The sequence below is a fragment of the Hydrogenophaga sp. NFH-34 genome, assembly GCF_021401345.1.
Taxonomy (GTDB): domain Bacteria; phylum Pseudomonadota; class Gammaproteobacteria; order Burkholderiales; family Burkholderiaceae_C; genus Hydrogenophaga; species Hydrogenophaga electricum.
The window spans coordinates 200,132-220,906 of the sequence record NZ_JACBGE010000004.1; the positions used below are offsets into that span (position 1 = coordinate 200,132).

A 20,775-nucleotide genomic window follows, 5' to 3' on the forward strand; every position below is an offset into this window, starting at 1 on the left:
GCGGTCTGTACGCATAAACAGTATTCGGTGAGAATGCGAGGATGTCGTCCCTCCCCGCCTCTGCACCGTCTCCGGACGGCACCATCCTTGCGATCCGCGGCCTGCACAAGACCTACCCCGGGGGTTTTCAGGCCCTCAAGAACGTCAACCTGGACATCCGGCGGGGCGAAATCTTTGCCCTGCTCGGCCCCAACGGCGCTGGCAAGACCACGCTGATCGGCACCGTCTGCGGCCTCACGCTGCCGACCAGCGGCACCATCCACGCCGCCGGCTTCGACATCGTGCACGACTACCGGCAGGCCCGCGCCGCCATCGGCCTGGTGCCGCAGGAGTTGCACACCGACGCCTTCGAAACCGTCTGGGCCACCGTCAGCTTCAGCCGCGGCCTGTTCGGCCAGGCGCCCCAACCGGCGCTGATCGAAAAAATCCTGAAAGACCTGTCGCTCTGGGACAAGAAGGACAACAAGATCATGACGCTCTCGGGCGGCATGAAGCGCCGCGTGCTGATCGCCAAGGCGCTGTCGCACGAGCCGCAGATCCTGTTCCTCGACGAACCCAGCGCGGGCGTCGACGTGGAGCTGCGCCACGACATGTGGCGTCTGGTGCGCGAACTGCGCGAGGCCGGCACCACCATCATCCTGACCACGCACTACATCGAAGAAGCCGAAGACATGGCCGACCGCATCGGCGTGATCCGCAAGGGCGAGCTGATCGTGGTCGAAGACAAGACCACGCTGATGCGCCAGCTCGGCCGCAAGGAACTCGCGCTGTCGCTGCCGCAACCGCTGGCCGCGGTGCCCGACGCGCTCTCGCGCTGGCCGCTCACGCTGGCGCCCGACGGCCTGACCCTGACCTACACCTTCGACGCCCACCAGGAAGACACCGGCATCGCCGAACTGCTGGCCGCGCTGGGCGCCCAGGGCATCGCCTTCAAGGACCTGCGCAGCAGCGAAAGTTCGCTCGAAGACATCTTCGTCAGCCTGGTCCACGAACAGAAAGCGGGGGCCTGAAATGCGCCTGAACCTGCACGGCGTTCGCGCCATCTACCGTTTCGAGATGAACCGCGCGTTCCGCACCTGGATGCAGAGCCTGATCGCGCCGGTGCTCACCACCTCGCTGTACTTCATCGTCTTTGGCTCGGCCATCGGCTCGCGCATGGGCGACATCGGTGGCGTGGACTACGGTGCCTACATCATCCCCGGCCTGCTCATGCTCTCGCTGCTGAGTGAAAGCATCTCCAACGCCTCGTTCGGCATCTACATGCCCAAGTGGTCGGGCACCATCTACGAACTGCTGTCAGCGCCGGTCGGCTGGGTCGAGGTGCTGCTGGGCTACGTGGGCGCGGCAGCCAGCAAGAGCCTGCTGCTGGGCACGCTGATCCTGCTGACGGCACGCTGCTTCGTGCCCTATTCCATCGCCCACCCGGTGTGGATGGTGGGCTTCCTGCTGCTGACCGTGGTGTCGTTCTGCCTGTTCGGTTTCATCATCGGCCTGTGGGCCGACAGCTTTCAGAAGCTGCAGGTGATTCCGCTGCTGGTCATCACGCCGCTGACCTTCCTGGGCGGCGCGTTCTACAGCATCAACATGCTGCCCGAACCCTGGCAGACCGTGTCGCTGTTCAACCCGGTGGTCTACCTCATCAGCGGCCTGCGCTGGGCCTTCTACGGGCAGGCCGACGTGCACATCGCCGTCAGCACGGGCATGACGCTGGTGTTCATGTTCGCCTGCCTGGGCGTCGTGTGGTGGGTGTTCAAGACCGGCAAACGCATCCGGCAGTGAACCTCAGCCGCCGTCGCCCGCGCTCAGCACCCGCGCGGCCACCATGTCCAGGCTGGGGCGCGCGACACCCTGCTTGTCGACCCAGACCTTGGGCGTGAGCCCGCCGGCCAGCGACAGCGCGTCGCCATCGGCCAGCGCCAGCAGCGCCGCCGCGGGCGCCTCGTCGAAGGCGATCACGTTGACGATGTACTCATCGTCCACCCGGTTGCGCGCCAGCACGCGCGCCACCACATAGCCTCGCCCCGCCTTGTCCACGCGGCGCGAGGCCTCGCCCATCAGGCGGCCGGCCACCAGTCCGTCGATCATCGGGCAGGCCTTTCAAACCCCGAAGCCACCCAGGCCTCGGCGCTGGCGGTGTTCAGCTTGAACGTGGGCGGCACCGGCACCCGGGCCAGCTCTTCGCCGTACTCGTCGGTGGCTCGCAGCGTGGCCGTCGCGCCTTCTTCGTCGGGCACGATGGCCAGCGCCACGCGCACGCGGCGGTCGTCCACCACCAGGTTCACGCTCTTGTTCAGTTCGGCGTGGCGCTGCTGCTCGGTGCGGCGGATCACCTCGCTCGCGGTTTTCACCAGCGTGTTGAAGGCGTTCACGTCCAGCGGCTTGGGGTTCTTCTTGTCGCGCCCCATGGTCCAGGGGCCGACCAGCGCGGGCTCGGGCTCGCCATCGAGGTACATGGCCACCGCCCAGCCATCGTCGTCTTCGTTCTTGATCACGCGCGCCGTCCAGCGCTCGTCGCTCCACACGCGGTCTTCGTGGATGGGGTCCTGGGTATCCTGGGTCATGGGGCGATGGTACGCGCTGCGCCCGGCGGCCGCGCCTGCGGCCCGGTGGGCGGAAGGCAGCCCAGACCGACCAGCGTCGCTTCGACCGCTTCGTCCAGCGGGGTATGGGGTTCGTGCCCCAGCGTTTGTACCAGGCGGCGGTTGTCCAGGCGCACCGCGTGTTGCCACAGGTAGCGCATCCCCAGCAACTCGCGCAAGGTGACCACGAAGGGCGCCGCCAGGCGCACCAGCCACCACGGGAACGGCCGGATGGCGGGCGCCACGCCGCCCCGGCGAACCACCACGCGCTGCACGGCTTCTGCCAGGGCCGTTCCGCTCGCGTCCCAGTGGCCCGCCATGTGGAAGGTCGCGAAGGCCGGCAGGCTGTCGCGCTGCTGCAGCAGGTCGACCATCGTCCGCGCCACGTCGGGCAGGTAGGCAAACTGGTGGCCCACGCCCGCCGCGGCCGGGGTACGGATGGTGCGCACCGTGCGCCCGGGTGTGACCATGCCATGGCTGAACCAGTTGTTCCCCGCCAGCGGGCCAAAAAAGTCGCCCGCGCACCACCAGCGCCTTCATGGTGCCGGCCCGGGTGGCCGCTTCCAGGCGCTGCTCCAGCGCCACACGGATGCGCCCCTTGGGGGTGTGGGCGTTCTGCGGCGCGCCTTCCGTGATCAGCGGGAACACGTCGGGACCGTAGTTGTAGACGGTGCCCGGCAACACCACCATGGCCCCCTGGGCCTGGGCCGCCGCGATGGTGTGGTCGATCATGGGCAGCACCCATTCGGCCCAGTGGCGGTAGCCGGGCGGATTGACCGCGTGCACGATGACCGAACAGCCCTGCGCCGCGGCCATCACGTCACCAGCCTGCAACGCGTCGCCGTCCACCCAGGTCATGCCGTCCTGCTCCCGGCGTGTGGCCCCCAGTCCACGCTTCATGGCGCGGACCCGCCAGCCCCGTGCCACCAGCAGGCGCGCCACCTCCCCCCCGATACCGCCGCTGGCACCGAGCACGAGCGCCGTTGATGCATCCGCCATGGAAATCTCCTGAAAAAATGGGATGGCGGTATGGTCGGGCTTCGCGTGGCAAAAGAAAATTGCCGAACCGTTAACAGTTGCCATATATTTTTCTATGACCAAACCGATTGGCTGGGAGCTGTACCGATCGCTGCTGGCGGTGCTGGAAGAAGGCTCCCTGTCCGCCGCAGCCCGCTCGCTGGGCCTCACCCAACCCACGCTGGGGCGCCACATCACACTGCTCGAAACCGCGCTCGGCACGCCCCTGTTCACCCGCTCCCAGGCCGGTCTGCTGCCCACCGAAGCGGCCCAGTCGCTGCGCGATGGCGCCGAAGCCATGCGCCACATGGCGGCATCGCTGGAGCGCAGCGCCCACAGCCTTGGCGATGGCGTGCAGGGCACGGTGCGCGTGTCCGCCAGCGAGGTGATGGGCGTGGAGGTGCTGCCACCCCTGCTCGTCGACCTGCAGGCGCAGCACCCGGGGCTGCGCATCGAGCTGGTGACGAGCAATGCCCTGCAGGACCTGGTGCACCGGGAGGTGGACATCGCCGTGCGCATGACCGCTCCCCAGCAGGACGTGTTGCTGGCCACCCGCGTGGGCGATGTCGAACTCGGCCTGCACGCGCACCGCAGCTACCTGGAGCGCCACGGGGAGCCCACGTCGGTGGCCGCGCTGCGCCAGCATGTGCTGATCGGCTTCGACCGCGAAACGCCCTTTCTTCGCGCAGCGGCTTCCCGGCTGCCGCTCTGGCAGCGTGAACAGTTCAGCTGGCGCTGCGACAGCGACCTGGCCCAACTCGCTTTGCTGCGGGCCGGTGGCGGCATCGGTGTGTGCCAGTCCGCCCTGGCACAGCGCGACCCGCAACTGGTGCGCGTGCTGCCTGCCCGGCTGAGCATGAAGCTGCCGACCTGGGTGACCATGCACGCGGGCCTGCGCAACAGCCCGCGCTGCAAGGCCACGTTCGATGCCCTGGTCAAAGGCCTCCGACGCTACACGCGCTGAACCCGCCCCACACGCCCCGCACCGCCACCAAGCCCGCCGTCAGTGCCATGCGGGGCCACCCTGAACCGCCCCCGGAGACGGCCGTGGCGCCTAAGCGCCCAGCCGCGCCGACAGGCGCGCGGCCGACGCCCGCACCTCGTCCACGAACACGGGCTGGATGCGCGACTCCGGCGCGGTCAGCGTGAGGGCCCCCACCAGTTCGTGCGGCGCCTTCCAGACCGGCGCCGAAATGCCCACCAGCCCGGGCACCCGGTCGCTGCTGACCATCACGTGGCCGTCCTGCCGGATCGCGTCGTAGAGCTTGCCGCGCGCGCCCGTGTAGGCCATGAGGATGCGCCCCCCGGCGCCGCGGTCGAGCGGCAGCAGGTCCCCCGCCCGCACGTGGTCGCGCAGCAACTGCGGCGAGTCCACGCGGAACAGCACCAGCCGCTGATCGCCCTGGCGCACATGAAAAGACGCACTTTCCTGCGTGCGCTGCACCAGGGCCCGCATCTCCGGCAGCACCACGTCTTCGAGCGAAAACGAGTCGGCATAGATCGCGGCCAGGCGTGCGACTTCGGGCCCCAGCGACCACAGGCCATCCGGGGTGCGCTGCACCAGCCCGGCATGCGCCAGCGAGGCGAGCAGGCGCAGCACCGTGCTTTTGTACAGCCGTGTGCGCTCCGCCAGAACGGTGACCGACAGCGCGCCGTCGCCCTGGCGGAAGGCGGCCAGCAGGCTGAGGGCGCGGTCGACAGCGGCGGCCCCGCCGGGGGCGGCCTGCTCGTCGGCCACGGAAGGAAGCGCGGACTTTCTGGGCATGGCACCGAGCTTACGGCAAACCCGGTTTGACAAGCCGGGACCCACACCCTACCATTGTTCTATCTAATGATTAATAGTTCTATCTTTCAGAACAACCCATCAACACCCATGCCCCTCTCCGAATCCACCGTTCTCATCAGTGAAGTGGGCCCCCGCGATGGCCTGCAGAGCGTGAAATCGGTCATGCCCACCGCCGCCAAATGCGCCTGGATCGACGCGCTGCACGCCGCCGGCCTGCGCGAGATCGAGATCGGCTCGTTCGTGCCGGCGCGGCGCCTGCCGCAGATGGCCGATGTGGCCGACGTGGTGCGCCACGCCCTCGCCCTGCCCGGCTGGACGGTCATGGCCCTGGTGCCCAACCTGCAGGGCGCCGAAGCGGCGCTGGCCACCGGCGTGCACAAGCTGACGCTGCCGGTCTCGGCCAGCGAAGCCCATTCCCTGGCCAACGTGCGCAAGACCCGCGCCGACATGCTGGCCGAACTGCGCCGCATCGTCGCGCTGCGCGACGCGCAGGCACCCGCCGTGCGCATCGAGGTCGGCCTGTCCACCGCGTTCGGCTGCACGCTGCAGGGGCCGGTGCCCGAAGACGAGGTTCTGCGTCTGGCCGAAGCCGCTGCGGCGGCCGGGGTCGACGAGGTCGGCCTCTCGGACACCACCGGCATGGCGCAGCCCGCCCAGGTGCGCCGCCTGTTCACCCGGCTGGGCGCCGCGCTGGGTGAACGCGCTGGCGCCGCGCACCTGCACAACACCCGCGGCCTGGGTCTGGCCAACTGCCTGGCCGCCTACGAGGCCGGCGTGCGGACCTTCGACAGCTCGCAGGCCGGCCTGGGCGGTTGCCCCTACGCGCCGGGGGCCTCTGGCAACGTGGTCACCGAAGACCTGGTGTTCATGTTCGAAGCCATGGGCATCGCCACTGGCGTCGACCTCGAAGCCCTGCTGGCGGCGCGCGCGCCCCTGCGCGCCGGCCTGCCCGGTGAACCGCTCTACGGCATGCTGCCGGAAGCCGGCCTGCCGCTGGGCTTCACCTACGCCGACGGCCGGCTGCCCCGCACCCCTTCCATTCCCCGACAGGCCGCCGCATGAACCCAAGCACCCCGCACACCGCCCCCGACAGCCTGCCCCTGCAAGGCCTGCGGGTGGTGGAATTCACCCACATGGTCATGGGTCCGACCTGCGGCATGATCCTGGCCGATCTGGGCGCCGAGGTCATCAAGGTCGAGCCCATCGCCGGTGACAGCACGCGCCGCCTGCTGGGCTCGGGCGCCGGCTTCTTCGGCACGTTCAACCGCAACAAGCTGAGCCTGGCGGTGGACGTGAAAGACCCACGCGGGCGCGAGATCGTGCTGCGCCTGGTCACCGGTGCCGACGTGTTCAGCGAGAACTTCAAGAGCGGTACCCTGGACCGCCTCGGCTTCGGCCACGACGCGCTCGCGCGCCTGAACCCGCGCCTGGTCTACGTCTCGCACAAAGGCTTTCTGCCCGGCCCCTACGAACACCGCACGGCGCTCGACGAGGTGGTGCAGATGATGGGCGGCCTGGCCTACATGACCGGCCCCGAAGGCCGGCCGCTGCGTGCGGGCACCAGCGTCAACGACATCATGGGCGGCATGTTCGGCGCCATCGGCGCCCTGGCGGCGCTGGCGCAGCGGGAAAAGACCGGCCGCGGCCAGGCCGTGCAAAGCGCGCTGTTCGAAAACAACGTGCTGCTGGTGGCCCAGCACATGATGCAATACGCGGTGACCGGCCGGCCCGCAGCCCCCATGCCCAGCCGCATCAGCGCCTGGGCCGTGTACGACGTCTTCAGTGTGCTCGGTGGCGAGCAGATCTTCCTGGCCGCCGTGAGCGACACCCAGTGGGCCCTGATGTGCGAGGCCTTCGGTTTCGACGACCTGCGCAGCGATCCCCGGCTGGACAGCAACAACGCCCGCGTGCAGGCCCGCGCCTGGATGCTGCCCCTGCTGCGCGAGCGCTTCGCCGCGTTCAGCGCGGCCGAACTGGCCGAGCGCTTCGAACGCATCGGTCTGCCCCACGCCCCCATCACACGGCCGCAGGACCTGCTGGATGACCCGCACCTGCTGGCCACCGGGGGCCTGGCCCCGGTCACGCTGCCGGCCGACGCCAGCGGCGCCGGCCGCACCGTGGACACCCGCACCGCCTTGCTGCCCCTGACACTGGACGGCGAGCGCCTGCCCCTGCGGCGCCCGCCCCCCGCGCTGGGCGAACACACCCTGGCACTGCTGCACGAGCTGGGCTACGGCGATGCCGAGATCACCGAACTGCAGGCCAGCGGCGTGGTCGGCACCGGCACCGCACTGGCTGCCGCAGCCTGAACCGCTGTCAGCGGCGCGTGCGGCCGCCGGGCTTGCCCTTGCCGGCGCTGCCCGCCTTGCCCGCGCCCGCCTTGAGCCGGGCCTGCGCCTGATCGAGCCAGAGCAGGGTTTCGGCCTGCTGCAGAAAGTGGCTCAGGTATTCGGGCGACAGATCGCGCATCAGCGCCAGCGTGCCCAGCACCAGGCGGTGCGAGTTCAGCGGGCCGGCGTTTTCCGGCGCCCGGCCGGCGGCCTGCACCAGCGAAGCCTCGGCCTGCAACGTGGCCCAGGTGGCGCGAAAGCGCCGGGCGCTGCGCAGCTCGGGCCAGCGCCCGGGCGACGCGGCACCGCCGTCTTCGGCCGCGCGTGCGGCCTGCGTCGCCTGCGCGATGTGGGCGTTGAGTGCGGCCAGCGGCGACAGCGGTGGCGGCAGCTTGCGCGACACTGGCTTGTTCATGGGCCGCTGCGCGTGACCTTGGGCACCGGCGCCATTTCCACGCGCCGGTTGAGCGCGCGCCCGGGTTCGTCGGCGTTGGACGCCACCGGCTGCTGCTCGCCGAAAGCGGCGCTGAACACGCGGTCGGGCGGCATGCCCTGCTCGATGAGCGCGCGCGTCACCGTGACGGCGCGCCGCGCCGACAGCTCCAGGTTGTCGGCGAAACGCGGGTTGCCGGGCTGCACCGGCGAGTTGTCGGTGAAGCCGCTGACCATCAGCATCTCGTCGCGCTCCCCCAGATACACCTTCAGCGGCGGCACCAGGCTTTCCAGCAACTGGCGCCCGTCGGGCCGGAGCTCGTCGGCATTGAGCGCGAACAGCACGCTGCCGCTGATGCCGATGCGCCCGTTGTCCAGCGTCACGCGGCCGCTGCGCAGCGGGATGGCAAGCGCTTTTTCCAGCGCCATGCGGCGGGACTCTTCGGCCTGGCGCTTGTGCATTTCGGCCTGCAGGCTGGCCACCAGATCCATCTGCGTGAACAGCACGCCGATCAGGATGAGCACGAACGCGCCCAGCACCCCGGCCATGAGGTCGCCGAACACGGCCCAGACGGGGGCCGTCTGCTCGGCCTCGCCCTCGGCGTCGAAGTCCGGTTCATCTGCGGTCATCATGCGGCGCCCTCACCGGCGCCCGCACGCGCGGACAGCGGTGCGCGCAGGCGGCGCAGGTCTTCCACGATGCCCTGCTGCGCACTGATGCTCAGGTCGATCACCTCGCGCGCCTGCGCCACGTAGTAGGCCAGCTGTTCGTCGCTGCGTGCCAGCGACTGCTGGATCGCCCCTTCCACACGCTGGAGGTTGGCGGCCAGCGTTTCGTGGCTGTCGGCCATCTGGCGGGCGCCCTCGCGGAAGGCCTCGCCCAGCGTCACGAGTTCGTCGGTGCTGCGGCCCACCCGCTCGGTCAGGGCTTCGGCCCGACCGGCCTGGTCGCCCACGGTGTCGGTAAACTGCCGGCCGACGCGGTCGAACACCTCGGCCGCCGAGGCCACCAGGGATTCGATGGCCTCGCGCTGCGCGCCCGTGGCCTGCTGCACGTTGTCGAGCAGGCCGCCGATCTGCCCCACCAGCGTGGCGCGTTCGGCCAGGGTGCGGTTGTCGCGTTCAGCCAGCTGGCTCATTTCCTGTTTCAGCTGGGCAATGACTTCGGCCGCGGCCTGCGGCACTTCCGACGCGGTGTGCAGCAGGCGCTGCAGCGGGGCTTCCAGCGCGCTGCCCAGATCGGCCAGGTGGCGTGCGGCGGCGGCCTGCAGTTCGTCCAGCCGTACCACGGCGGCCTGCCCGCGAGCGGCCTCTTCGTCGCGCAGGGCCGCGAGCTGGGTCGCCAGCTCGTGCTGCCGGGCGGTCCAGGCGCTGGCGACGGCCTCGTGGCGCGCGGCTTCGTCGCTGCGCAGCGCAGCCAGTTGGGCCTGCGCATCGGCCTGCCAAGCCGCCAGGCGGGTCGCCTGGGCTTCGGCGCGTTCGGCCTCGGCCGCGCGCAGTTGGGCGAGTTGCTGCGTCCAGGCCGCCTGCAGGGCCTGGCCCTGCTCGGCCTGGGCCAGGCTGCGCGCCTGTTCCGCGTCGCGCAGCGCCCCGAGTTCGGTGCGCCACAGAGCCAGCAGCTCCGCGGTGTGGCCGGCGTGCTGGTCGGCCCAGCGCGCTTCGGCCTCGGTACGCGCTTGCAGCAGCGCGTCGGTGCGGGCCGTGACCTGCTCCAGATGGCTCTGGCTGTCGGCCGCCTGGCGCTGCCCCTGTTCGGTCAGATCGCGCGCGGTCTGCTGCAGCAAGGTGGTGATGCCGGCCTGCAAGGCCTGGCCCTGCTCGGCCTGCGCCAGGCTGCGCGCCTGCTCCGCGTCGCGCAGCGCCCCGAATTCGGTGCGCCACAAGGTCAGCAGTTCGGCCGTGTGGTGGGCGTGCTGGTCGGCCCAGCGCGCTTCCGCCTCGGTGCGCGCTTGCAGCAGCGCATCGGTGCGGGCTGTGACCTGTTCCAGATGACTCTGGCTCTGGGCCGCCTGGCGTTGCCCCTGTTCGGCCAGATCGCGCGCGGTCTGCTGCAGCAAGGTGGCCACGCCCTCCTGCTGGGTCTGCACCTGCTGCCCGACGGCGTCCCAGCGGCCCTGCCAGTCGGCCGCCAGGGCCTGCAGCGCTTGCGCCCAGGTGGCCTGCCGTTCGGCGTCGGCGCTGGCCTGCGCGGTCAGGGCCTGGTGGCTGGTGGCCTGCACACTGGCCAGCAATTCGGCCGACTGGCGCGCAAAACCGCTGCTGAATCCGTCCAGGGTCTGGCCCAGGGCCTGCAGCCGGCGCTCTTCGGCCTGCGCCTGCCGGTCCAGCGAGGCGGCCCAGGTGTCGGCCACGGCGGCCGCACGGGCGCCGAAACGGTCGGTCAGTTCGGCCATCCGGGCCTGCACGGTCTCGCTCACGTGCTGATGCTGCTGTCGGGCATCGGCAGCGATGGCGTCCATGGCCGCCGACACCACCGGCCGCAGGCTCTCGCCAGCAGCGCGCGCGCTGGCTTCGAGGCTCTGCGTCAGGGTTTGCGCCACCGCCGCGGCCAGGCCCTGGTAGGCGCTGGCGGCCTCGGTGTGGAACTGGGCCTGCCGTTCGCTCAGGCGCTGGTCGAGCTGTTCGCTGCGGGCGTCCAGCTGCGCCATCAGGGTCTGCAGGCGTTCGGCCACTATGGGCAGCACGGTGGCCTGCTGCTGCAGCGCCTGCCAGCCCTGCTCGCGCCGGTAGGCGGGGGTCAGCGCCTGCAGCTCGCCCGCGATGCGGGCATCGAGCCGCTGCGTGGCGGCCTGCCGCTCGCGGCGGACCAGCGCCGCCATCAGGCCCAGCAGCGCCGAGGTCGCCACGCCCGCCACCGAGGTGCCGAACGACAGGCCGAGGCCGCGGATGGGCGCCGCCAGCGCGGCGCGGATGGCGTTGAGATCGGTCGAGCCTTCCAGCGCGAACACCGCACCCTTGAACGTGATCACCAGGCCCAGGAAGGTGCCGAGCATGCCGAGCATGACCAGCAGGCCGATGAAATACGGCGTGAGCGGCAGGCCGGGCAGCGGTACCCGGGCTCCGTCGACGCGCCGGCGCACGGCGTCGCGCAGCTCGGCGGGCACCTGCGGCAGCCAGTCGTCGAGGCGCTCGGGGGGCGCGGTGAGGCGGTCGAGCGCGCCGCCCAGGCCGGTGGTGGCGGTGCGAAAGCGCCGGATTTCGAGCGCGCCGGCGATGAACACGGCGCCAATCAGCACGGTCATGGCCAGCGCCACCGGGTTGCCCGAGGCGGCAAAGCCCACGGCGATCCAGACAACGGCCAGCAGGCCCAGCAAGCAGGCAGCGATCAGAGCTTTGGGAGTCATGCGGAAAAAGCGGTTTCTTGTTGGAACGCCTCGACCAGGCCGGTCACGGGCTGCAGCCGCAGGTCCAGCTCGGCCAGCGCGGCGGCCCGGCAGTCCTGCGCGAAGGCCTGGAGCCAGGCGTCGGCCGGAGCGTCGGGCGCGTCGGCGGCCTGTTCGCGGCGCCGCTGCTCGAAGCGTTGTTTGAGGAAGACGGGCACGCTGGCCAACAGGTGCTGTTCGCGCCCGCCGAGCATCTGGTCGAGCACGGCGTCGAGCGCGGCCAGTTGCGCCAGCCGGGGCGAGGTGCGGGCAAGGGTCTGGCGCACGTGTTCGCGCAGCGCGTCGATGGCCATCTCCATGCGGCGCTGCCCCATCAGGTAGCGCTGGTGGTGCAGCGCGAACTCCGGCTCGGGCGGCTCCTCATTCGCGCTCAGCGAAGCACTCAGCGTGCTGCGCTGGCGCTGCAGTTCGGCCGCCAGATCGGGCGCGGCGCCCGGCGCCCGGGCCGCGCGCGCCGACGCCACGGCCGGCACGGCCTGCAGCGCCGAGCGCAGGGTGATCGCGTCGGCGACGTTCAGCCAGTGGCCGAGCCGTTCGGCCAGATCGCCGCCGGGCGCGGCGCTGTCGGCCGGCGCCCAGTCGGCGAGCAGGCGCACCAGCGCAGGTTGGTGAAAGGATGCGTGCAAAACGTTGCCAGGCCCCCGCAGGGGCGCTTGAGTCGAATCGGGAACCATCGCCAGCCCCCGGGGAGCCGGCCATGCCGGCCCTGGGCAGACGCCCGGCCGGCAAAGGGCCGCACAGCCCGCAGGCAGCGGCTCCGGCCCTGCCCGTTCCGGAGAACGGCGACAGCGGCCAGGGCGACATTAGAAACGATCCGGCGCCCCGGCCCGGCGCCGACCGTCCGGCCCCGGCCTCAGGCCACCCAGATGGCGCGGAAATCGTTCACGTTGGTGTGGGTCGGACCGGTCATCACCAGGTCGCCCAGCGGGGCGAAAAAGCCGTAGGCGTCGTTGCGCGCCAGGTGGTCGGCGATCTTCAGGCCCTGGGTCGCTGCACGGGCCAGCGTGTCGGGCGCCACCCGGGCGCCGGCGTTGTCTTCCACGCCGTCGATGCCGTCGGTATCGGCGGCCAGGGCCCACACACCCGGCTGCCCGCCCAGCGCCTGCGCCAGCCCGAGGCAGAACTCGCCAGCCCGCCCGCCCCGGCCTTTGGGCTGGCCCTCGGCACGCGGGCGCACGGTGACCGTGGTTTCGCCACCGCTGAGGAGGACACAGGGCGCCTCGAAACTGCTGCGGCGCTGCGCCGTGGAGCGCGCCAGCGCGGCGTGCACTTTGCCCACTTCGCGCGATTCGCCCTCGATCTCATCGCTGAGCACGTAGGCGCGCAGCCCCAGGGCGCGCGCGGCCTCGGCGGCGGCTTCCAGGCTTTGCTGCGGGGTGGCGATCAGGTGGGTTTCGCAGCGCGCCAGGCGCGGGTCGCCGGGCTTGGGGGTTTCCAGCGTGCCGGCTTCGAGCTGCGCCTGCACCGCAGGGGGCACGGCGATGCCGTAACGGCGCAGGATGGCCAGCGCGTCGGCGCAGGTGCTGGCGTCGGCCACGGTGGGGCCGCTGGCGATCACGCTGACGTCGTCGCCCGGCACGTCGCTGATGGTCAGCGTGACCACGCGCGCGGGCGCGCAGGCTGCCGCCAGCCGCCCTCCCTTGATGGCCGAGAGGTGCTTGCGCACGGTGTTCATCTCGCCGATGTGGGCGCCGCTTTCGAGCAACTGGCGGTTGATGCGCTGCTTGTCTGCCAGCGTCAGGCCCTCGCACGGCAGGGTCAGCAGTGCCGAGCCGCCACCAGAGATCAGGCACAGCACGAGGTCGTCCTCGGTCAGGCCTTGTGTCAGTGCCAGGATGCGCTGGGCGGCTTGCAGGCCGGCCGCGTCGGGCACGGGGTGTGCGGCTTCGACCACCTCGATGCGCTGGGCCAGCCCTGCCGGGCGCGGCGGCGTGTGGCCGTAGCGCGTGACCACCAGGCCCGACAGCGGCGCATCGGCCGGCCACAGCGCTTCCACCGCGTGCGCCATGGCGCCACCGGCCTTGCCGGCGCCGAGCACCAGGGTGCGCCCTTTCGGGGGCGCTGGCAGGCTGGCGGCGGTGTTGTGCAGCGGCAGCGCGCGCTGCACCGCCACGTCGTAGAGGTGGCGCAGCAGGGCCTGCGGGTCGTTCAGGCTGGGCAATGGGGGGATAGTCATGCGCGCAGTCTAGCGATGCCGGGGCAGGCCGTGGGTTCGTCGAACTTCAGGCGGGAGCCGGCTTGCCGGTCTTCCGATGTGCTCACCAGGACAGGGCCCCGGCCGTCAGAGCGGTGCGGTCGCAATGTCGTGCCCGGCCATCATTTCCAGGCTGCGGCACAGCGCGGAATGGTCCAGACCGGCGAGACCGTGCGCGGCACAGCTTTGCATCAGTTGAGCGGCGCTCGCGGTGTTCGGCAGGCTCACACCCAGTTCCTTCGCGCCCTGCAGGGCGAGGTTGAGGTCCTTCTGGTGCAGCTCGATGCGAAAGCCCGGGTGGAAGGTGCGCTTGACCATGCGTTCACCATGCACTTCCAGGATGCGGCTGGCCGCGAAGCCGCCCATCAGCGCCTGGCGCACCTTGGCCGGGTCGGCGCCGGCCTTGCTGGCGAACAGCAGGGCCTCGGCCACCGCTTCAATATTGAGCGCCACGATGATCTGGTTGGCCACCTTGGTGGTCTGGCCGTCGCCGTTGCCCCCCACCAGCGTGATGTTCTGGCCCATGGCCTCGAACAGCGGCTTCACGCGCTCGAACGCCGCTTCGGGTCCGCCGACCATGATGGTCAGGCTGCCGGCCTTGGCGCCGACCTCGCCACCACTGACCGGCGCGTCCAGGTAGTCGCAGCCCAGGGCGTTGATCTGCTGTGCGAACTGCTTGGTGGCCATCGGGCTGATGGAACTCATGTCCACCACCACCTTGCCGGCCGACAAGCCCTTGGCCACGCCGGTCTCGCCGAACAGCACATCCTGCACGTGCGGCGTGTCGGGCACCATGGTGATGATGACGTCGGCGCGCCGGGCCACTTCGGTGGCGTTGGTGCAGACCGTCGCGCCCGCCTCGGCCAGCTCGGCCGGGATTCTGCTGCGGCTGGACACGAACAGCGTGTGCCCCGCCTTGATGAGATTCAGGGCCATGGGTGCGCCCATGATGCCGAGGCCGATGAAGCCGACTTTGGTGCCGCTCTTGGTCATGAGAAGGTTCCTTCGCTGGTGATATCAAAGTGTCTGCCCGTGCGCCGCGATCCAGCCCAGGCCACGGTCCGTGCCGCCAGGCGCGGCGTCCTTGGGCTTGTATTCACAACCGATCCAGCCGGTGTAGCCCAGCGCGTCGATGTGGTCGAACAGGTGGCGGTGGTGGATCTCGCCGGTGCCGGGCTCGTGGCGGCCCGGCGTGTCGGCCAGTTGCATGTGGGCGATGCGCGGCAACAGGTCCTTGATGGTGTTGCACAGCTCGCCTTCCATGCGCTGCGCGTGGTAGATGTCGTACTGCAGGAACACGTTGTCGGCACCCACCTCGTCCATCAGCGCGATGGCCTGGCGCGGTCGGTTGACGAAGTAGCCCGGCATGTCGAAGGTGTTGATGGGCTCGATCAGCAGTGGCAGCCCCAGCTTCTTCGCTTCGGCGGCGGCAAAACGCACGTTGCCGACCCAGGTCGCGCGGGCCTGGGCTTCGCTCACGCCCGCAGGCATGAGGCCGGCCATGCAGTGCCAGCGCTGCACGCCGATCACCGGCGCGTACTCGGCGGCCTTGGCCACGCCAGCCCGGAACTCGTCCTCCCGCCCCGGGATGCAGGCGATGCCGCGCTCGCCCGCGGCCCAGTCGCCCGGCGGCAGGTTGTGCAGCACCAACTGCAGCCGATGGCGCTGCAGGCGCTCGGCCACCTCGGCCGCCGGGTGGTCGTAGGGGAACAGAAATTCCACGGCCTGGAACCCGGCCTTGGCGGCCGCGTCGAATCGGTCGAGGAAGGGCAGCTCGTTCCAGAGCATGGAGAGGTTGGCAGCGAATTTCGGCATCTTCTTTCCTTCGGTATCGAGAGGGAACACCAGGCCAGCCTGGCTGGACGGCGGGTGTCGCCCTTGTGGGGGTGGCGCGGAGCGAGGTGCGAGGGTCAGTCGAGCAGCCCTGCCGTCTCAAGACCCTGGGCTGCGCGGCAGTCGATGTCTTCGAACTCGACCACCTTGTCGATCTCGGTGCCCATGGCGATGTTGGTCACCCGTTCGAGGATGCATTCCACGACCACCGGCACGCGGTGCTCGGCCACCATCTGCTGCGCCTGGCGCAGCGCGCCTTCCAGGTGGGCGGGGTCGGTCACGCGCAGGGCCTTGCAGCCCAGGCCTTCCACCACGGCCACGTGGTCCACGCCATAGCCGCGCAGGCCACCCGCATCCTCCGGCAGGTTCTGGTTGTCGAAAGCCAGCTGAACGCAGTAGTCCATGTCGAAGCCGCGCTGGCTCTGGCGGATCAGGCCCAGGTAGCTGTTGTTCACCAGCACGTGCACGTAGGGCAGGCGGAACTGCGCGCCCACGGCCAGTTCCTCGATCAGGAACTGGAAGTCGTAGTCCCCCGAGAGCGCCACCACCTGCTTGGTCGGCGGGAAATGGCCCCCAACCCTGGCTTCGCCAGGCCCCCCAGGGGGGTGCTGTCGTTCTTGGGGCGGCCCGGCGAACGCCGCCACCACGCCCAGGGCGGCCGGCAGCGTCCAGCCCAGCGGGCCAGCCTGGCCGCAATTGATCCACTGGCGCGGGCCGTAGACGTGCAGGAACTGCGCCGCCGCGATCTGGCTCAGGCCGATGGTGCTGACGTAGACCGTGTCGCGGCCGAAGACCTGGTTCATGGCCTCGTACACACGATGCGGCTTCATGGGGATCTGTTCGAAGTGCGTTTTGCGCAGCATCACGCGCTTGCGTTCGGCGCAGCGCTCGGCCCAGGCGGCGTAGCTGGGCCAGGCCTGCGCGGCGCGGCGCTCGCGCGCCACCTGCACGAACAGTTCCAGCGCGACCTTCGCATCGCTGACGATGCCGAAGTCCGGCTCGAACACGCGGCCGATCTGCGTGGGTTCGATGTCCACGTGCACGAACTGGCGGCCCTTGGTGTAGGTCTCGACGCTGCCTGTGTGGCGGTTGGCCCAGCGGTTGCCGATGCCGAGCACGAAGTCGCTCGCCAGCATCGTCGCGTTGCCGTAGCGGTGGCTGGTCTGCAAGCCCACCATGCCGGCCATGAGCGGGTGGTCGTCGGGGATGGAACCCCAGCCCATGAGGGTGGGGATCACCGGGACACCGGTCAGCTCGGCAAACTCGACCAGCAGGTCGGCCGCATCGGCGTTGAGGATTCCACCACCGGCCACGATCAGCGGCTTCTGTGCGGCGACCAACATGTCCAGCGCCTTCTCCACCTGCTTGCGCGTGGCCGCGGGTTTGTACACCGACAGCAGCTCGTAGGTTTCGATGTCGAACTCGATTTCGGCCATCTGCACGTCAAACGGCAGGTCGATCAGCACCGGCCCCGGACGGCCCGAACGCATCAGGTGGAAGGCTTGCTGGAACACGCGCGGCACCAGGGCCGGTTCGCGCACGGTCACGGCCCACTTGGTCACCGGCTTGGCGATGCTCTCGATGTCCACCGCCTGGAAGTCCTCCTTGTACAGGCGCGCGCGCGGCGCCTGACCGGTGATGCAGAGGATTGGTATCGAATCGGCGCTGGCCGAATACAGGCCGGTGATCATGTCGGTACCGGCCGGGCCACTGGTGCCGATGCACACGCCGATGTTGCCGGCCCGGGCCCGCGTGTAGCCCTCGGCCATGTGCGAAGCGGCCTCCACATGGCGCGCCAGCACGTGGGCGATACTGCCGCGCTCGCGCAGTGCGGCATAGAGCGGGTTGATGGCTGCGCCCGGCACACCGAAGGCCTGGGCAATGCCTTCTTTCTCCATCACCAGCACCGCCGCCATCGCGGCTTTCATCTTGGCCATTGCCTGTCTCCAGTGGTTTGTGAACTGGGGTCGATGCTATGGAGGCCATACGGTCTTGTGAATGCCACCCGCGGTCAGTTGATTCGATACTTGCGGTACGCAATCGCGCCGATAACATGCCCCCATGGACCGCTACAAAGAGATCGAAGCCTTCGTGCAGGTGATGGAGCACGGCAGCCTGGCCGCGGCCGCGCTGCACGCCGGCATCACGCCGGTGATGATGGGCCGGCGCATCGACGCGCTGGAAAAACGTCTGGGCACGCAACTCATGCACCGCTCCACCCGGCGCCTGGTGCTGACCGACGCGGGCGCGCGCTTCCTCGACGAATGCCGGCCGCTGCTGGCGCAGTGGGCGCAGGCCGAGGCCAGCGTGGCGGCACAGAAGCACCAGGCCAGCGGGCACCTCATCGTGTCCGCGCCCGCGGCCTTCGGCCGGCTGCACGTGGCGCCGCACGCCAGCGCCTTCCTCAAGGCCCACCCCGCAGTCAAGCTGTCATTCAACCTGACCGACCGGGTGGTGGACCTGGTGCGCGAGGGCTACGACATGGGCATCCGCATCGGCGGCGCGATCGACCCGAACTTCGTCGCCATCAGGCTCGCCACCAACCAGCGCGTGGTGTGCGGCACGCCCGCCTACTTCCGCCGGCACGGCAAACCGCAGACACTGGACGACCTGGCCCGGCACCACTGCCTGGCCTTCAACCTGCAGGGGGGCCAGCAGCGCGGCTGGTACTTCCAGCAGGACGGCAAGACCGTGACGGTGCGTGCCGAGGGCAACCTGGACTGCAACGATGGCGAGCTGCTGCACCGCTGGGTCAGCGAGGGCCTGGGCCTGGGTTGGCGCAGCACCTGGGAGATCCAGGCGCAGCTGCAGCGCGGCGAGCTGGTGACCGTGCTCGACGAGTTCGCCCTGCCCGCCTACGACATCCTGGCCGTGTACCCGCAGCAGCGCCATCTGCCAGCCAAGGTGCGCTTTTTCATCGAGCACCTGAAGAAGACTTTCTCCAAACCGAACTACTGGTTGAAGTGACATGAACTCCCTGCTGATCCACAACGCCGCCTGCATCGCCACCTTCGACCACGCCGACCCTTTGATGGGGCGCGAACTGAAGGACGCCTCGCTGTTCGTGAGCGACAACGTCATCGAGTGGATCGGCCCCACCGCCGAGCTGCCGCGCGCCCTGCGCGAATCGGCGGGCGAGGTGATCGACGCGCGCGGCCACCTGGTCACGCCGGGCCTGGTCAACACCCACCACCACATGTACCAGTCGCTCACGCGGGCCATCCCCGGTGTGCAGGACGCCGAACTCTTCAGCTGGCTGCGCGGGCTCTACCCGATCTGGGCCGGGCTGACGCCCGAGATGGTGCGGGTCTCGACCCAGGTCGCCATGGCCGAGCTGCTGCTTTCGGGCTGCACCACCAGCAGCGACCACCTCTACATCTACCCCAACGGCGTGCGGCTGGAGGACAGCATCGAAGGCGCTCAGGCGATCGGCATGCGCTTCGTCGCCACACGCGGCAGCATGAGCGTGGGCCAGTCGCAAGGCGGCCTGCCACCCGACCGCGTGGTGGAGAGCGAAGACGCCATCCTCAAGGACAGCCAGCGCTTGATCGAAACCTGGCACGACGCCGCGCACGGCGCCATGGTGCAGATCGCGCTGGCGCCGTGTTCACCGTTCTCCGTCAGCCCTGCGCTGATGAAGCAGAGCGCCGAGCTGGCGCGCAGCTTCAAAGGCCAGGGCGTGCGCCTGCACACCCACCTGGCCGAGAATCACCACGACATCGCCTACAGCCGCGAGAAATTCAACAAGACCCCGGCGCAGTACGCCCAGGAACTGGGCTGGCTGGGCGACGACGTCTGGCACGCGCACTGCGTCAAGCTCGACGACGAGGGCATCAGCCTGTTCGCCGCCAGCCGCACCGGCGTGGCGCATTGCCCTTGCAGCAACATGCGCCTGGCCAGCGGCATCGCCCCCATCCGCCGCATGTTGGACGCCGGCGTGCCGGTGGGCCTGGGCGTGGACGGCAGCGCCAGCAACGACGGCGCGCACATGGTGAACGAGGCGCGGCAGGCGCTGCTGCTGGCGCGCGTGGGCCGCGCCCTCTCCGCCCCCGAAACCCGCGACGGCAAGACCTTTTTCGGCTGCGACCTCGGCCCGGCCGAGATGACTGCGCGCGACGCGCTGTACATCGCTACCCGCGGTGGTGCGCAGGTGCTGGGCCGCAGCGACATCGGTCATCTGGCGCCGGGCATGTGTGCCGACCTCGCGCTGTTCGACCTGCGCACGCTGGGCTTCGCGGGCGGCGCCGTGCACGACCCCGTCGCCAGCCTGCTGCTGTGTGCCAGCCCCCAGGCCGCCTGGACCGTGGTCAACGGCCGGGTGGTGGTGCGCGAAGGCCGGCTGGCCAGCGTGGCGCTGGAACCCCTGCTGGAACGGCACAACCAGCTCGCGCAGACCTTGGTCCAGACCGCGCGCACGGCGGCCTGAAACGGTGCGACGCGGCGCGGCAGACCGGGCCGATCAGGACTTGCCGGCCGTGAAGCCCCCGTCCACCAGGAGGTGGGCGCCGGTGATGAAGCTGGCCTCGTCGCTCAGCAGGAACAGCACGGCCTGGGCCACCTCTTCCGGCCGGCCGAGGCGGCCGATCGGGTGCAGGCCGATCAGGAACTGGCGGAAACCGTCATCGAGCCCCGACAGCAGCGGCGTGTCGATGTAGCCCGGTCCGACGGCGTTGACCCGCACGCCCTTGGCGGCGCACTCGAGCGCCAGGGTTCGGGTGAGGTTGACCACCCCGCCCTTGGCGGCGGTGTAGGCCGCCGTCTGGCTCTGGCCGAACACCCCGAGGATGGACGCGCAGTTGACGATGCTGCCACCGCCCTGGGCATACATCGGCTTGAGCGCCGCGCGCGCGACACGGAACACCCCGTTGAGGTTGACGTCGATGACCCGCAGGAAGTCGGCGTCGGCGTAGCTGTCCGACGGGTTGAGGCCCCCGATGCCGGCGTTGTTGAACACGCCATCGAGCCGGCCGAAATGCGCCACCGTGGTCGCCACCAGGGCATCGACCTGCTCGGTGGCGGTCACATCCACCGGCACGAACAGGCAGCGCCCACCGTGCTGCGCGGCCAGAGCCTGCGCCCGCGCAGCGCCTTCGGAAGCGGGGATGTCGGCCAGCGCGACGCGGGCGCCTTCGGCGAGGCAGCGCTCCACCGTGGCCAGCCCGATACCGCTGGCGCCGCCCGTGATGATGATCACCTTGTCCTTGAGTCGCATGCAAAGCTC

General features: G+C 70.2%; 17 protein-coding genes and 3 pseudogenes. 7 read left to right on the forward strand and 13 right to left on the reverse strand.

Features of this window, described 5'->3' with window-relative positions; all coding sequences use genetic code 11:
* The first annotated feature begins 41 nt into the window (after positions 1–41).
* On the forward strand, positions 42–1,010 hold the full coding sequence (locus tag L0977_RS05675; protein ID WP_234263856.1) for an ABC transporter ATP-binding protein: 969 nt from the start codon (positions 42–44) through the stop codon (positions 1,008–1,010).
* A gap of 1 nt (position 1,011) precedes the next feature.
* Positions 1,012–1,779: an ABC transporter permease gene (locus L0977_RS05680; RefSeq protein ID WP_442786612.1), complete on the forward strand. Its 768-nt coding sequence runs from the start codon at positions 1,012–1,014 to the stop codon at positions 1,777–1,779.
* Positions 1,780–1,782: 3 nt separating this feature from the next.
* Here the strand turns inward: L0977_RS05680 and L0977_RS05685 are convergent, their stop codons facing one another.
* The 3 genes and pseudogenes from L0977_RS05685 to L0977_RS05695 all read right to left on the reverse strand — a co-directional run bounded on the left by L0977_RS05685 (position 1,783) and on the right by L0977_RS05695 (position 3,578).
* Positions 1,783–2,085 carry a single-stranded DNA-binding protein gene (locus L0977_RS05685; RefSeq protein ID WP_234263857.1) on the reverse strand — a complete coding sequence of 101 codons (303 nt, stop codon included), beginning with the start codon at positions 2,083–2,085 and terminating at the stop codon, positions 1,783–1,785.
* Entirely contained in the window at positions 2,082–2,561 is a 480-nt protein-coding gene (locus L0977_RS05690) for a hypothetical protein (protein WP_234263858.1), read from the reverse strand. The genes L0977_RS05685 and L0977_RS05690 overlap by 4 nt, the downstream gene beginning before the upstream one ends.
* A pseudogene (locus L0977_RS05695) lies at positions 2,558–3,578 on the reverse strand (NAD-dependent epimerase/dehydratase family protein). Before L0977_RS05695 ends, L0977_RS05690 begins: the two are co-directional and overlap by 4 nt.
* A gap of 94 nt (positions 3,579–3,672) precedes the next feature.
* Between L0977_RS05695 and L0977_RS05700 the strand changes: the two are divergent.
* Positions 3,673–4,560 (forward strand): LysR family transcriptional regulator, encoded by an 888-nt coding sequence (locus L0977_RS05700; RefSeq protein WP_234263859.1) that lies wholly within the window; start codon positions 3,673–3,675, stop codon positions 4,558–4,560.
* A gap of 90 nt (positions 4,561–4,650) precedes the next feature.
* Here the strand turns inward: L0977_RS05700 and L0977_RS05705 are convergent, their stop codons facing one another.
* The gene (locus tag L0977_RS05705) at positions 4,651–5,361 is read right to left on the reverse strand and encodes an IclR family transcriptional regulator (protein WP_234263860.1); all 711 of its coding nucleotides are present in this window, start codon (positions 5,359–5,361) and stop codon (positions 4,651–4,653) included.
* 108 nt (positions 5,362–5,469) lie between these two features.
* Between L0977_RS05705 and L0977_RS05710 the strand changes: the two genes are divergently transcribed.
* On the forward strand, positions 5,470–6,444 hold the full coding sequence (locus tag L0977_RS05710) for a hydroxymethylglutaryl-CoA lyase (RefSeq protein ID WP_234263861.1): 975 nt from the start codon (positions 5,470–5,472) through the stop codon (positions 6,442–6,444).
* A pseudogene (locus L0977_RS05715) lies at positions 6,441–7,658 on the forward strand (CaiB/BaiF CoA transferase family protein); the annotation flags it as partial. The gene L0977_RS05710 and the pseudogene L0977_RS05715, both read left to right, overlap by 4 nt.
* A gap of 40 nt (positions 7,659–7,698) precedes the next feature.
* On the opposite strand, the pseudogene L0977_RS05720 reads toward L0977_RS05715, so the two are convergent.
* The 8 genes and pseudogenes from L0977_RS05720 to gcl all read right to left on the reverse strand — a co-directional run.
* Positions 7,699–8,223 (reverse strand): annotated as a pseudogene (locus tag L0977_RS05720) (DUF2894 domain-containing protein); the annotation flags it as partial.
* Positions 8,124–8,777, reverse strand: a complete 654-nt coding sequence (locus L0977_RS05725) for an OmpA family protein (RefSeq protein WP_370465345.1) — start codon at positions 8,775–8,777, stop codon at positions 8,124–8,126. The pseudogene L0977_RS05720 and the gene L0977_RS05725, both read right to left, overlap by 100 nt.
* Positions 8,774–11,488 carry a DUF802 domain-containing protein gene (locus L0977_RS05730; protein ID WP_234263864.1) on the reverse strand — a complete coding sequence of 905 codons (2,715 nt, stop codon included), beginning with the start codon at positions 11,486–11,488 and terminating at the stop codon, positions 8,774–8,776. The genes L0977_RS05725 and L0977_RS05730 overlap by 4 nt, the downstream gene beginning before the upstream one ends.
* On the reverse strand, positions 11,485–12,153 hold the full coding sequence (locus L0977_RS05735) for a DUF3348 family protein (protein ID WP_234263866.1): 669 nt from the start codon (positions 12,151–12,153) through the stop codon (positions 11,485–11,487). Before L0977_RS05735 ends, L0977_RS05730 begins: the two co-directional genes overlap by 4 nt.
* A gap of 227 nt (positions 12,154–12,380) precedes the next feature.
* Positions 12,381–13,703, reverse strand: a complete 1,323-nt coding sequence (locus L0977_RS05740; protein WP_234263867.1) for a glycerate kinase type-2 family protein — start codon at positions 13,701–13,703, stop codon at positions 12,381–12,383.
* Between the two features lie 105 nt (positions 13,704–13,808).
* Complete coding sequence (gene glxR, locus L0977_RS05745; protein ID WP_234263868.1) at positions 13,809–14,714, reverse strand: 2-hydroxy-3-oxopropionate reductase; 906 nt, start codon at positions 14,712–14,714, stop codon at positions 13,809–13,811.
* A 24-nt stretch (positions 14,715–14,738) separates the two neighbouring features.
* Positions 14,739–15,536, reverse strand: a complete 798-nt coding sequence (otnI, locus tag L0977_RS05750; RefSeq protein ID WP_234263869.1) for a 2-oxo-tetronate isomerase — start codon at positions 15,534–15,536, stop codon at positions 14,739–14,741.
* A 95-nt stretch (positions 15,537–15,631) separates the two neighbouring features.
* On the reverse strand, positions 15,632–17,491 hold the full coding sequence (gcl, locus tag L0977_RS05755) for a glyoxylate carboligase (protein WP_234263870.1): 1,860 nt from the start codon (positions 17,489–17,491) through the stop codon (positions 15,632–15,634).
* A 124-nt stretch (positions 17,492–17,615) separates the two neighbouring features.
* On the opposite strand from gcl, the gene L0977_RS05760 reads away from it, so the two are divergent.
* Together L0977_RS05760 and L0977_RS05765 are read left to right on the forward strand one after the other, a co-directional pair.
* Complete coding sequence (locus L0977_RS05760; protein ID WP_234263871.1) at positions 17,616–18,521, forward strand: LysR family transcriptional regulator; 906 nt, start codon at positions 17,616–17,618, stop codon at positions 18,519–18,521.
* 1 nt (position 18,522) lies between these two features.
* Positions 18,523–19,980 (forward strand): 8-oxoguanine deaminase, encoded by a 1,458-nt coding sequence (locus L0977_RS05765; protein WP_234263872.1) that lies wholly within the window; start codon positions 18,523–18,525, stop codon positions 19,978–19,980.
* Positions 19,981–20,013: 33 nt separating this feature from the next.
* Here the strand turns inward: L0977_RS05765 and L0977_RS05770 are convergent, their stop codons facing one another.
* A complete protein-coding gene (locus L0977_RS05770; RefSeq protein ID WP_234263873.1) occupies positions 20,014–20,766 on the reverse strand; it encodes an SDR family NAD(P)-dependent oxidoreductase in 753 nt (250 codons plus the stop codon).
* Between the last annotated feature and the right edge of the window lie 9 nt (positions 20,767–20,775).

Bases quoted from the DNA above. Each gene is read 5' to 3' on its own strand.
- L0977_RS05675 (WP_234263856.1), top strand. From the start codon at position 42: ATGTCGTCCCTCCCCGCCTCTGCACCGTCTCCGGACGGCACCATCCTT.
- L0977_RS05680 (WP_442786612.1), top strand. From the start codon at position 1,012: ATGCGCCTGAACCTGCACGGCGTTCGCGCCATCTACCGTTTCGAGATG.
- L0977_RS05685 (WP_234263857.1), bottom strand. From the start codon at position 2,085: ATGATCGACGGACTGGTGGCCGGCCGCCTGATGGGCGAGGCCTCGCGC.
- L0977_RS05690 (WP_234263858.1), bottom strand. From the start codon at position 2,561: ATGACCCAGGATACCCAGGACCCCATCCACGAAGACCGCGTGTGGAGC.
- L0977_RS05700 (WP_234263859.1), top strand. From the start codon at position 3,673: ATGACCAAACCGATTGGCTGGGAGCTGTACCGATCGCTGCTGGCGGTG.
- L0977_RS05705 (WP_234263860.1), bottom strand. From the start codon at position 5,361: ATGCCCAGAAAGTCCGCGCTTCCTTCCGTGGCCGACGAGCAGGCCGCC.
- L0977_RS05710 (WP_234263861.1), top strand. From the start codon at position 5,470: ATGCCCCTCTCCGAATCCACCGTTCTCATCAGTGAAGTGGGCCCCCGC.
- L0977_RS05725 (WP_370465345.1), bottom strand. From the start codon at position 8,777: ATGATGACCGCAGATGAACCGGACTTCGACGCCGAGGGCGAGGCCGAG.
- L0977_RS05730 (WP_234263864.1), bottom strand. From the start codon at position 11,488: ATGACTCCCAAAGCTCTGATCGCTGCCTGCTTGCTGGGCCTGCTGGCC.
- L0977_RS05740 (WP_234263867.1), bottom strand. From the start codon at position 13,703: ATGACTATCCCCCCATTGCCCAGCCTGAACGACCCGCAGGCCCTGCTG.
- glxR (WP_234263868.1), bottom strand. From the start codon at position 14,714: ATGACCAAGAGCGGCACCAAAGTCGGCTTCATCGGCCTCGGCATCATG.
- otnI (WP_234263869.1), bottom strand. From the start codon at position 15,536: ATGCCGAAATTCGCTGCCAACCTCTCCATGCTCTGGAACGAGCTGCCC.
- gcl (WP_234263870.1), bottom strand. From the start codon at position 17,491: ATGGCCAAGATGAAAGCCGCGATGGCGGCGGTGCTGGTGATGGAGAAA.
- L0977_RS05760 (WP_234263871.1), top strand. From the start codon at position 17,616: ATGGACCGCTACAAAGAGATCGAAGCCTTCGTGCAGGTGATGGAGCAC.
- L0977_RS05765 (WP_234263872.1), top strand. From the start codon at position 18,523: ATGAACTCCCTGCTGATCCACAACGCCGCCTGCATCGCCACCTTCGAC.
- L0977_RS05770 (WP_234263873.1), bottom strand. From the start codon at position 20,766: ATGCGACTCAAGGACAAGGTGATCATCATCACGGGCGGCGCCAGCGGT.